We start from the raw sequence: 11011 nt of genomic DNA, 5'->3' as shown, positions 1-11011 counted from the left end.
GCGGGCGGCGTCGGCTTGACCGAGAGGGACCTTATCGACAATCGTTTTCATTGTCATCTGATGTCGCCGAGCCCTCCGCCCGGCCGACGCCCCCTGCCCCGGAAACGTGAGACCCGTGCCCCCTGCCGAACACCGCCCCCGCCGCACCGCGCTGTGCGCCCGCCCCGCGCTGTGCGCCCGCCCCGCGCTGTGCGCCCGCCCCGCCCGTCGCTCCGGCCGCGCCGCCTTCGCCGCGGTCACCTTCCTCACCGCCACGCTCGCCGCGTCGCTCCCCGCGCCCGCCGCCCACGCCGGGCCCACGCTGCGCTTCGGCGACTGCCCGGACTCCGTGCCCGCGCCGCCCGCCCCGGACCGCGTCGAATGCGGCGAGCTCGACGTCCCCCTCGACTGGGACCAACCGCACGGCGAGCGCATACGCATCGCCGTCTCCCGGGTGCCCGCCTCCGGCACCCCCGCCGAACGGCGCGGCGCGCTGCTCGTCAACCCCGGCGGGCCGGGCGGCTCCGGGCTGCCGTACGCCGTGACGAAGCGGGCCAGACTCCCCGAGAGCGTGCGCCGCTCGTACGACGTCGTCGGCTTCGACCCGCGCGGCACCGGGCGCAGCGCACCCGCCGACTGCGGCCCGATGGGCGGGCTCTTCGCCAGCCCGGCCGCCGACCCGGTGCCGGTCGGCCGCACCGCGGAGGCCGCGTACCTGCGCTCCCTGGACCGGATGGCCGACGACTGCGCGGCCGGGGTCGGCGCGGCCCTGCCGCACCTGTCGACCGCCGCCACGGTGCGCGACATGGACGCCCTGCGCGCCGCGCTCGGCGAGCCCCGCACACACTTCCTCGGCGTCTCCTACGGCAGCTACCTCGGCGCGGCCTACGCCCACCGCTTCCCGCACCGCGTCGGCCGGATGGTGCTCGACAGCGTGGTCGGACCGTGGTCCTGGTACGAGTTCGACGTACGCCAGAGCCGTGCACTGCTGCGCCAGCGCGCCGTGTTCTTCGCCTGGACCGCCCGGCACGACTCCCGCTTCGGCCTCGGCGACGACCCGGCCGGTGTGCGGGACTCCTACGAGCGCACCCGGCGCGGACTCGCCGCCGAGCCGCAACAGGGCTTCGGGGCCGCCGAGTTCGACCGCGCCGTCTACCGTGCCCTCGGCCGCACCGAGCGCTGGGAGCCGCTCGCCGACGGCATCCGCACATATCTGCGGGACGGCGAGGTGACCGGGCTCCGGCCGGACGAGCCGCACGACAGCCCCGCCGCACGCACCTTCGAGGCCGCCAACCGCACCGTGAAGTGCGCGGACGGCCCCGGGCCCACGCCCGGCCGGATCCTCGCCGACCTCCGCGCCACCCGCCGCGTCGACCCGCTCCCCGTGCTGACCGGCATGGAGGCCACCACCTGCGCGTACTGGCACCACCGGCCGGCCGCCCGCACCCCGCTCGGCAGCGACTCCGCCCCGCCCGTCCTCCTGGTCGCCTCGGAGCACGACCCCGTCACCCCCGTCGAGGGCGCACGCCAACTCGCCCGCAGGCTCCCGGGATCGCGCCTGATCACCCTGCACGACGACTACTCGCACGGCGTGTTCGCCAGCCGTGGCAACGCGTGCGTGGACTCGGCGGTCGCCGCGTACCTGGTCGAGGGGGAGGTGCCGGAGGCGGACGTGCGGTGCGCGGGACCCGGCCTCCCCGAGCCGGCGCCGACCACCTGACCCGTTCGCGCCGCATGCCCGGACGCTGGTGCGGCAGGCCCGCGGGTTCGCCGCGGCGACCGCCGGCAGGCGCGAGTCAGCCGTTGCGGTACAGGCTCGTGAGGAGTTCCACCGCCGCCTGCGTCGCCGGGTGCGCGTCGTCGCGGCACCAGGCGAGGCGGACCGCGACGGGTTCGGCGTCGCGCACCGGGCGGAAGACGACGCCTGGGCGCGGGTACTGGTGCGCGGTGGCCTCCGCGGTCATGCCGATGCAACGCCCGCCGGCGATCACGGTGAGCCAGTCGTCCACGTCGTGCGTCTCCTCCGTGCGCGGCCGGGCGTCGGGCGGCCACAGTTCGGCCGTCGTGGTGCCGGTGCGCCGGTCGACGAGGATCGTGCGCCCTTCCAGCTCGGCGAGACGGACCGAGCGGCGCCGGGCCAGCGGGTCGTCCGCGGGCAGCGCGCACAGCCGCCGCTCCAGGCCGACGATCGCCGAGTCGTACCGCCGCTCCTCCAGTGGCCTGCGGACCACCGCCACATCGCAGGCGCCCTCCGCGAGCCCGGCGGTCGCGGAGTTGACCCGGACCAGGCGCAGCTCCGTGCCGGGGTGCGCCTGCGTCCACCGGCGCTGGAACGCGGCCGTGTGCCGGCCGAGCGCCGCCCAGGCGTATCCGACCCGCAGCAGCGTGTGGCCCGACGTGGCCTCCTCGACCAGCGCCTTTGCCTCCCGCAGCACCCGCCGGGCCTGCGCCACCACCCGAAGCCCGGCCGCCGTGGGCGCCACCTCGCGCGATGTGCGCCGCAACAGCCGTACGCCCAGGGCGCGTTCGAGCGAAGCGAGCGTACGGGACACGGCCGCCTGGGAGACGCCGAGCGCCAGGGCCGCGTCGGTGAATCCGCCCTCGTCGACGATCGCGACGAGACAGCGCAGCTGTCGCAGTTCCACATCCCTATCCATGACTCCAGCGTATAGATAACTTCGTACACGCATTTTGCGTATGGCCGGAGCGGGTGGATTCTCGGGCCATGCGAGCCCTCCGAGCCTCCCGCGCCGCCGCCCCCGCCTCCACGTCGCTCTCCGCCCCTGCCGCCGCCCCTGCCGCCGCCCCCGCCCCGGTCGGCGGTGGCCGGGGTGCCGGGGTGGCCGCGATGCTCGGCAGCGGGCTGTCCAACCAGACCGGCGCCGCGATCGGCTCGCTCGCCTTCCCGGTGCTCGGCCCGGTGGGCGTCGTGGCGGTACGGCAGTACGTCGCCGCCCTCGTCCTCTGCGCCGTCGGCAGGCCGCGGCTGAAGTCGTACACCTGGGCGCAGTGGCGGCCGATGCTGCTGCTCGCCGTGGTGTTCGGCACCATGAACCTCTCCCTGTACAGCGCCATCGACCGCATCGGCCTCGGCCTCGCCGTCACCCTGGAGTTCCTCGGCCCGCTCGCCGTCGCCCTGACCGCGGTGCGGCGCCGTGTGGACGCCTGCTGTGCGGTGATCGCCGCGGCGGGCGTCGTCGTCCTGATGCGCCCGCAGCCCTCCACCGACTACCTCGGGATGGCGCTCGGGCTGCTCGCCGCCGTCTGCTGGGCCTCGTACATCCTGCTGAACCGCACCGTCGGCCGCCGGGTGCCCGGGGCGCAGGGGAGTGCGGTCGCGGCGGGGGTGTCGGCGCTGATGTTCCTGCCCGTCGGGCTCGTCGTGGTGCTGCGGGAGCCGCCGACGCCCGCGGCCGTCGGGTGCGCCGTCGTCGCCGGGGTGCTGTCGTCCGCGGTCCCGTACCTCGCGGACCTGTTCACGCTGCGGCGCGTGCCGGCCCAGGCCTTCGGGCTGTTCATGAGCGTCAATCCGGTGCTCGCCGCGCTCGTCGGCTGGATCGGCCTCGGGCAGGGGCTGGGGTGGGCCGAGTGGGCCGGCATCGGCGCGATCGTGACCGCCAACAGCCTGAGCATGCTGACGCGGCGCTGACCCGGTGCTGACCTCGCGCTGACCCGGCACCGACCCCGGCACCGACCCGGCGTGTGTCACCCTCCGGTGGGAAAATAATCCAACGATGAGTGGTTTGCGGCATTTCTCGGCGCGGGTCGGCGGCAGGTCATCGGGCCGCCGGTCCGGCGGCAGGTCCGACCAGGGGTGGGAGCTGCCGCGCCGGTCGCCGGGGCAGTGGCTGCGGTACCTGTTCAGCCCGCGGAGCGTCGCCGGGCAGGTGTTCCTGCTCCAACTGGCCGTGGTCGTGCTGCTCGTCGCCGTCACCGTCGCCGCGCTCGTGGTGCAGGCCCGGAGCCAGAGCACCCAGGCGGCGCGCGAGCAAGTGCTGAGCACCGGCGAGGCGTTCGCGAACGCCCCCGGCGTCGTCGAGGCGATCGACGGCCCCGACCCCACCGCCGTACTGCAGCCCCGTGCGCAGACGGCACGGCAGCGGTCCGGCATCGACAACCTCGTGGTCGCGACCCCGGCCGGCATCCGCATCACCCACCGCAACCCGGAGCTGATCGGCCGGCACGTCGTCGGCCACTACCGGGAGGCGGCCGGGGGCGAGGCCATGACCTTCATCGACGAGGGGCCGATCGGCCCGTCCGTGTACGCGACCGTGCCCGTCTTCCGGCCCGACGGCTCGGTCGCCGGCGTCGTGATCCCCGAGATCACCGTCGAGAACGTCAACGAACAGGCCCGCCGCCAGCTCCCGGTCCTCCTCGCCGCCGGGGCCGGTGCCCTCGTCCTCGCCGCGGCCGGTGCGGCCCTGGTGAGCGGACGACTGCGCCGCCAGACCCGGGGCCTCGGCCCGACCGAGATCACCCGGATGTACGAGCATCACGACGCGGTCCTGCACTCCGTCCGCGAGGGCGTCGTCATCGTCGGCGGCGACGGCCGGCTCCTCCTCGCCAACGACGAGGCCCGCCGCCTCCTCGGCCTCCCCGAGGACGCCGAGCGGCACCAGGTCGCCGACCTCGGCCTGGCCCCCGGCATCGCCGGACTCCTCGCCGCCGGACGCAGCGCCACCGACGAGGTGCACCTGGCCGGGGACCGGCTGCTCGCCGTCAACGTCCGCCCCGTCGACCGGCGCGGCACCCCGGCCGCCGGCCCCGCCGGAAGCGTCGCCACCCTCCGCGACACCACCGAGCTGGAGGCCCTCACCGGCCGGGCCGAGATCGCCCGCGAGCGGCTGCAGCTCCTGTACGACGCGGGCGTCCGGGTCGGCACCACCCTGGACGTCGTCCGCACCGCCGAGGAGGTGGCCGAGGTGGCGGTGCCCCGGTTCGCCGACGTCGTCACCGTAGAACTGCTCGACCCGGTGCTGCGCGGCGAGGAACCGGACGGGGCGGGCACCGAGCTGCGCCGCACCGCCATCGTCGGCCTGGCGGGCGACCACCCCCTCTACCCGGTGGGCGAGCTGATCCGCTACGGGCCCTCGGCCCCGATGGCCGCCGGCATCCTCAGCGGCGGCGCCGTCCTGGAGCGCGACCTGCCGGGCGACCGGGCCTGGTGCGAGCACGACCCGGACCGCGCCCGCCGCATCCTGGAGCACGGCTTTCACTCGCTGGTCGCGGCGCCGCTCGACGCCCGGGGGAGGGTGCTCGGCACGGCCACCTTCTGGCGGAAGGGCTCCTCCCCGCCGTTCGACGAGGACGACCCGTCGTTCGCGGAGGAGCTGGCGGCCCGCGCGGCCGTGGCCATCGACAACGCCCGCCGTTACACCCGCGAGCACACCCTCGCCGTCACCCTGCAGCGCAGCCTGCTGCCCCGCGCCCTGCCCGCGCAGTCCGCGCTCGACGTGGCCCACCGCTATCTGCCCGCGCAGGGCGGCGTCGGCGGCGACTGGTTCGACGTGATCCCGCTGCCCGGCGCCCGCGTCGCCCTGGTCGTGGGCGATGTCGTCGGGCACGGGCTGCACGCCGCCGCGACCATGGGCCGCCTCCGTACCGCCGTGCACAACTTCTCCGCGCTCGACCTGCCGCCCGACGAACTCCTCACCCACCTGGACGAGTTGGTGGCCGACATCGACACCGAGGAGGCCACCGAGTCCGAAGCGCCGGACGTCACCGGCGCCACCTGCCTGTACGCGATCTACGACCCGTCCGACGGCGTGTGCACCGTTGCCCGCGCCGGACACCTCGGCCCCGCCCTGGTGCACCCGGACGGCTCGGTCGCCTTCCCCGACGTGCCCGTGTCGCCGCCGCTCGGCCTGAGCGCGGGCCTGCCCATCGAGACGGCGACGCTGCGGCTGCCCGCCGGCTCCCGGCTCGTCCTCTTCACCGACGGGCTCGTCGAGCGCCGGGACCGCGACATCGACACCGGCCTCGGCCTGCTGAGCGACGCCCTCGCCGGACACCCGGGCCGGGACCCCGAGGCGACCTGCACGGCCGTCGTCGACGCCCTGCGCCCCGAACACCCCCTGGACGACATCGCCCTCCTCGTGGCCCGCACCCGCCTCCTCGACCCGGACCAGGTCTTCGTCCGGGAGGTGCCGGACGACCCCGCGGCGGTGCCTCCCGTACGCGCGGACGTCATCGAGCGCCTGGAGGCCTGGGGGCTCGGCGAGATCGCGTTCACCACCGAGCTGATCGCCAGCGAGCTCGTCACCAACGCCATCCGCTACGGCATCCCGCCCATCGGGCTGCGGCTCGTGCACGACACCGGCAGCCTGATCTGCGAGGTCGCGGACGCCAGCAGCACCTCCCCGCACCTGCGCCGCGCGGCCACCACCGACGAGGGCGGTCGCGGGCTCTTCCTGGTCGCCCAGTGCGGCACCCGCTGGGGTACGCGCTACACCGCGCGCGGCAAGGTCATCTGGGCCGAGCAGTCCCTGCACGAGACGGTCACCGAACCGGCCCTGTCGGCGGACGACCTCCTCGACCAGTGGTCGGACGACACGTTCTGAGCGCTCGCGCCGCGCCCGTTTCCGCCGCGCCCGTTTCCGCCGTGGACGTGTGGCCCGGAACGGGCATGGGGTGAGCGGTGCGCCCGCCGAAGACGGGCGACAGGCCCGCCGACGCCCCCTCCCGCTCACCTCGCATGCCCGTTTCGGCCTCCGTACGGGCAAAAGATCTCACACTTTCTGTGAACTCAACGATTGATTTAACGTTTACGGCGTGGTTACAGTCCCGGCAACCCCAAGCCGCAGCAGCCGAAGGCGGAGTCAGGAGCGAGAGCCGATGCGTGCAGTTCTGGTCAAAGGTCCCGGGCAGATCACGGTGGCCGAACAGCCCGACCCCACACCGGGTCCGGGCGAGGTGGTCGTCGAAGTGGCGTCGTGCGGCCTGTGCGGCACGGACATGCACATCCTCGGCGGCGAACTCCCCTCCGCCACCTACCCGTTGGTGCCCGGGCACGAGCTGACCGGCCGCGTCGTCGCCCTCGGCCCGGACGTCAGCGGACCGAAGGCCGGCACCCGCGTCGCCGTCGACCCGAACATCCCCTGCGGGGCGTGCCACTCCTGCCGGATCGGCCGCGGCAACCTCTGCGAGGACTACCGCGCCGTCGGCGTCACCCGCCCCGGCGGCTTCGCCGAGTACGTCGCCGTACCGGCCCGCTGCGCGTACGTCCTGCCCGAGGGGCTGTCCGACGCCGCCGCCGGTCTCGTGGAGCCGCTGTCCTGCGCGGTGCACGGCCTGAACCGGCTGCCGCGCCGCCCCGGCGAGCACCACCTCATCTACGGCGCGGGCACGATGGGCCTGATGATGGCCGCCGTCGTACGCCAGGCGGGCGCCGCCTCCGTCTCCATGGTCGACCTGAACCAGGACCGGCTCGACTTCGCCAAGTCCTTCGGCGCGGACGAAGCCGCCGCCGCCGCCGACGCGTTCGACCGCCCGCACGGCTTCGAGGTCGTCATCGACGCCACCGGCGCGATCCCCGCCATCGAGGACGGCCTCGGCCGGGTCCGCAGGGGCGGCACGTTCCTGCAGTTCGGCGTCAGCGACCCGGCGCGCAAGGCCGCGTTCTCCCCGTACGCCGTCTACCACCGCGAGATCGACATCATCGGCTCCATGGCCGTGCACCACAGCTTCCAGCCGGCCATCGACCTGCTCGCCGCAGGACTCGACCTCGACCCGCTCGTCAGCGACGTCCTCGCCCTCGACGACTTCGACACCGCCGTGGACACCTTCCGCGCGGGCACCGGCCGGAAGATCCACCTCGCGCCGAAGGGAGCGGCCCGGGCATGAGCACACCGAACGCCACAGCCGCTGCCACCGCCCGCCATCCGCTCGACCGGATCGGCATCCCGGGGCCGCTGATCTGGGGCTATGTCGGCCTGCTGTTCTTCATGATCGGCGACGGCGTCGAGACCAGCTATCTCTCCAAGTACTTCGGCAGCGACCTCGGCTTCTCCGCGACCGGCGCCGGCGCCATCATCACCGTCTACGGCGTCACCGCCGCCGTCGCCTCGTTCCTCGGGGCGGGCCTGCTCTCCGACCGCTGGGGCCCGCGCCGCGTCATGGCCGTCGGCGCGGGCATCTGGATCGCCTTCCACGTCCTGATGCTCACGGTCGCGATCCCCGCCGAGAGCTATCCGCTCGTGATGGTCACGTACGGCATCCGCGGCTTCGGCTATCCGATGTTCGCGTACGGATTCCTGTCCTGGATCATGGCGGTGGCGCCGAAGGACCACCAGAGCAAGGCAGTCGGCTGGTTCTGGTTCTTCTACAGCTCCGGCTACCCCATCATCGGCTCGTTCCTCTTCGCCGCCGCCATGCCCCTGCTCGGCTTCTACGCCACGCTGTGGGTCTCCCTCGCGGTGATCGCGATCGGCACCGCCATCGTCCTCGTCCTGCTGCGGGAACGCACCGGCTTCACGGGCCTCGCGCCCGGCCGGGACGCGCGCGCCGAGCTGGCGGGCACGTTCCGGATTCTCTTCGAGAAGCCGAAGCTCGGGGTCAGCCTGATCATCCGGCTCATCAACACCACCCCGTCGTTCGGCATGTGGGTCTTCATGCCGTTCTTCGTACGGGACCTCGGCTTCAGCGACGGCCAGTGGAACACCCTGCTCGTCCTCATGATGGTGACCAACCTCGGCGCCCTGCTCGTCTTCGGCGTCCTCGGCGACAACTGGAGCGGCCGCAAGACCTGCGCCCTCTTCGGCGGCGTCCTCGGCGCCGCGGGCTGTCTGGCCTGCTACTACCTGCCGGCCGCCGGGGGGTCGAACTTCCTCGTCGCCGCGATCGCCGTGGCCGTGTACGGAGCGGGCCTCGCCGGGTACGTCCCGCTGCCCGCGATGATGGTCGCCCAGGCCCCGGAACGCCGCGGCCAGGTCATGGGCGTCTACACCCTCGGCGCGGGCCTGAGCGTCGCCGTCGGCCCCCTCATCGGCACGCTCTCGTACGACACCTGGGGTTTCGAGGGCCTGATGTGGATCTACGCGGGCCTGCTCCTGCTCAACGCGGCGCTGTGCCTGTACGTGACCTCGCCGGGGGACGGGATGCCCGAGGAGTCCTCCGGTCCCGCCGACCGCCGCGACCAGCCGCTCCCGACCGTCCCGGCCGCCTGACGAAGGACCACCCATGTCACCCCTCCTCCCCGCCACCATGCGCGCCGCCGTCCTGCACGGCCCCGGGCAACTCCGCATCGAGGAGCGCCCGGTCCCGGCCCCCGGCCCGCGCCAGGTCCTCGTCCGCGTCGACGCGGTCGGCGCCTGCGGGTCCGACGTCCACTACTACCGGCACGGCCGCATCGGCGACTTCGTCGTCGACGCCCCGCTGGTCCTCGGCCACGAACCCTCCGGCACGGTGGTCGCCCTCGGCCCCGGCGTCACCCGCCACGAGGTGGGACAGCGCGTCTCCGTCGAGCCGGGCACCCCGTGCGGCACGTGTACGGAGTGCCGCACCGGCCGCTACAACCTCTGCCCGCGGATGGTGTTCTACGCGACCCCGCCCGTCGACGGAGTGTTCTGCGAATACGCCGCCGTGCACGAGGAGTTCGCCCACCCCGTGCCCGACGCGCTCGGCGACGAGGCGGCCGCGCTCCTCGAACCGCTCTCCGTCGGCGTCTGGTCCTGCCGCAAGGCGCGGGTCGCGCCGGGGGACCGGGTCCTGGTCACCGGGGCGGGCCCGATCGGCCTGGTCGCCGCCCAGACGGCCCTCGCGTTCGGCGCGCGCGAGGTCACGGTCACGGACGTGCTGCCCCAACGCCTGGAACTGGCACGGACGTTGGGGCTGACCGCGGTCGACGTGTCCCGTACGCCGCCGGCGGAGCTCGCGTTCGGGCCGAGCGTCCTGCTGGAGTGCAGCGGCGTGCCCGCGGTCATCGGGGAGGCGGTCCGGGCGATGGCCCGCGCGGGCCGGGTCGTCCTGATCGGCATGGGCGGCGACGAGGTGCCGCTGCCGCTCGCGCAGGTGCAGAACTACGAGCTGGAGGTGACGGGCACGTTCCGGTACGCCCACACCTGGCCCACCGCGATCGGCCTCGCCGCGTCCGGCCAGGTGGCCCTGGACCCACTGGTCACGCACCGCTTCGGCCTGGCGGAGACGGAACGGGCGCTCACGGTGGGCGCCGAGGACCCGACGGCGGTCAAGAGCGTGGTGCTTCCCCAGCGGTGACCTGCGTGACCGTGACCCCGAGCGCGCGGAGCGCGTCGGCCTCCGCGCCCGGGGTCCCGGTGTCGGTGACGACCTCCTCGTAGCGGGCGGCGGTGCCGTACGCGTACGTGGCGGTCTTGCCGAACTTGGAGTGGTCGGCGAGGAGGACGGCCCGGCCCGCGGAGTCGAGCATGGCCTCCTTGACCTCGGCGTACTCCTGCAACGGGTGGAAGAGCCGGCCGCCGTGCACGGCCGTCGCCGACATCAGCGCCAGGTCGGCGTGGATGCGGCCGAGGGCGCGCACGACGTCGGGCCCGGTGCAGGAGTTGAACTCGCCGTGGAACCGGCCGCCGAGCAGGGTGACGCTCAACTCCTTGGCCGCACCGAGCCGTTGGGCGAGCCCGACCGAGTTGGTGACGACGGTCAGATTCCTGACGCCTCGGACCATCTCCGCCAGCGGGAACAGCGTGGACGAGTCGTCCATCAGCAGCGTGGCCCCGGGGGTGATGCGCTCCGCGACGGCGGCGCACAGCGCTTCCTTCACGTCGACGTTGCTGCCTTCCCGGAAGCGCGTCGCCGTCTCCATGGTGAGCGCCGGAAACGCCACGGCCCGCCCCCGCACCTTACGCAGCAGATGCCGCCCGGCCAGGTGGTCCAGGTCCCGGTGCATGGTCATGAGGCTCACGTCGAACCGCTCGGCGAGCACGTCGATCCGTGTCTCCCCGTGCTCGGCGACATGCCGCAGAATCTCCTGCCGACGCTGCTCGACGGCTGCCTGCGACGGCCTTGGCCTGGACACGGGGGTCTCCTTTCGGGGTGCGGCTGACCCCGAGTTTTCCAT

The 11011-nt window shown here is 74.1% G+C and carries 8 protein-coding genes; 6 read left to right on the top strand and 2 right to left on the bottom strand.

Translation table 11 applies throughout. The features are described 5' to 3' along the window. The first annotated feature begins 115 nt into the window (after positions 1-115). Positions 116-1699 carry an alpha/beta hydrolase gene (locus tag QIS99_RS02340; protein WP_282509799.1) on the top strand — a complete coding sequence of 528 codons (1584 nt, stop codon included), beginning with the start codon at positions 116-118 and terminating at the stop codon, positions 1697-1699. Between the two features lie 76 nt (positions 1700-1775). Here QIS99_RS02340 and QIS99_RS02335 read toward each other — a convergent pair whose 3' ends face one another. Further along, entirely contained in the window at positions 1776-2636 is an 861-nt protein-coding gene (locus QIS99_RS02335) for a LysR family transcriptional regulator (protein WP_282509798.1), read from the bottom strand. A 68-nt stretch (positions 2637-2704) separates the two neighbouring features. Here QIS99_RS02335 and QIS99_RS02330 point away from each other — a divergent pair, with 68 nt between their 5' ends. The 5 genes from QIS99_RS02330 (at position 2705) to QIS99_RS02310 (ending at position 10191) form a co-directional block, all read left to right on the top strand. Beyond that, a complete protein-coding gene (locus QIS99_RS02330) occupies positions 2705-3628 on the top strand; it encodes an EamA family transporter (protein ID WP_282509797.1) in 924 nt (307 codons plus the stop codon). A gap of 85 nt (positions 3629-3713) precedes the next feature. Continuing rightward, the gene (locus tag QIS99_RS02325) at positions 3714-6539 is read left to right on the top strand and encodes a SpoIIE family protein phosphatase/ATP-binding protein (protein ID WP_282509796.1); all 2826 of its coding nucleotides are present in this window, start codon (positions 3714-3716) and stop codon (positions 6537-6539) included. Between the two features lie 274 nt (positions 6540-6813). Beyond that, positions 6814-7821, top strand: coding sequence for a zinc-dependent alcohol dehydrogenase family protein (locus tag QIS99_RS02320; RefSeq protein WP_282509794.1), 1008 nt, complete (start codon positions 6814-6816; stop codon positions 7819-7821). After that, entirely contained in the window at positions 7818-9143 is a 1326-nt protein-coding gene (locus QIS99_RS02315; RefSeq protein WP_282509792.1) for an MFS transporter, read from the top strand. Before QIS99_RS02320 ends, QIS99_RS02315 begins: the two co-directional genes overlap by 4 nt. Positions 9144-9156: 13 nt before the next feature. Then, a complete protein-coding gene (locus QIS99_RS02310) occupies positions 9157-10191 on the top strand; it encodes an NAD(P)-dependent alcohol dehydrogenase (RefSeq protein ID WP_282509791.1) in 1035 nt (344 codons plus the stop codon). Here QIS99_RS02310 and QIS99_RS02305 read toward each other — a convergent pair. After that, on the bottom strand, positions 10163-10969 hold the full coding sequence (locus QIS99_RS02305) for a DeoR/GlpR family DNA-binding transcription regulator (RefSeq protein ID WP_282509790.1): 807 nt from the start codon (positions 10967-10969) through the stop codon (positions 10163-10165). The two genes, QIS99_RS02310 and QIS99_RS02305, sit on opposite strands and share 29 nt — an antisense overlap. Positions 10970-11011 lie beyond the last annotated feature (42 nt).

Source organism: Streptomyces solicavernae, assembly GCF_029968095.1.
In the GTDB taxonomy this organism is placed as follows: domain Bacteria; phylum Actinomycetota; class Actinomycetes; order Streptomycetales; family Streptomycetaceae; genus Streptomyces; species Streptomyces solicavernae.
Note: the sequence above shows the minus strand (reverse complement) of the source record. Positions and strands in the feature narration are given on the sequence as shown.

Bases quoted from the DNA above. Each gene is read 5' to 3' on its own strand.
- QIS99_RS02310 (WP_282509791.1), top strand. From the start codon at position 9,157: ATGTCACCCCTCCTCCCCGCCACCATGCGCGCCGCCGTCCTGCACGGC.
- QIS99_RS02335 (WP_282509798.1), bottom strand. From the start codon at position 2,636: ATGGATAGGGATGTGGAACTGCGACAGCTGCGCTGTCTCGTCGCGATC.
- QIS99_RS02320 (WP_282509794.1), top strand. From the start codon at position 6,814: ATGCGTGCAGTTCTGGTCAAAGGTCCCGGGCAGATCACGGTGGCCGAA.
- QIS99_RS02315 (WP_282509792.1), top strand. From the start codon at position 7,818: ATGAGCACACCGAACGCCACAGCCGCTGCCACCGCCCGCCATCCGCTC.
- QIS99_RS02325 (WP_282509796.1), top strand. From the start codon at position 3,714: ATGAGTGGTTTGCGGCATTTCTCGGCGCGGGTCGGCGGCAGGTCATCG.
- QIS99_RS02330 (WP_282509797.1), top strand. From the start codon at position 2,705: ATGCGAGCCCTCCGAGCCTCCCGCGCCGCCGCCCCCGCCTCCACGTCG.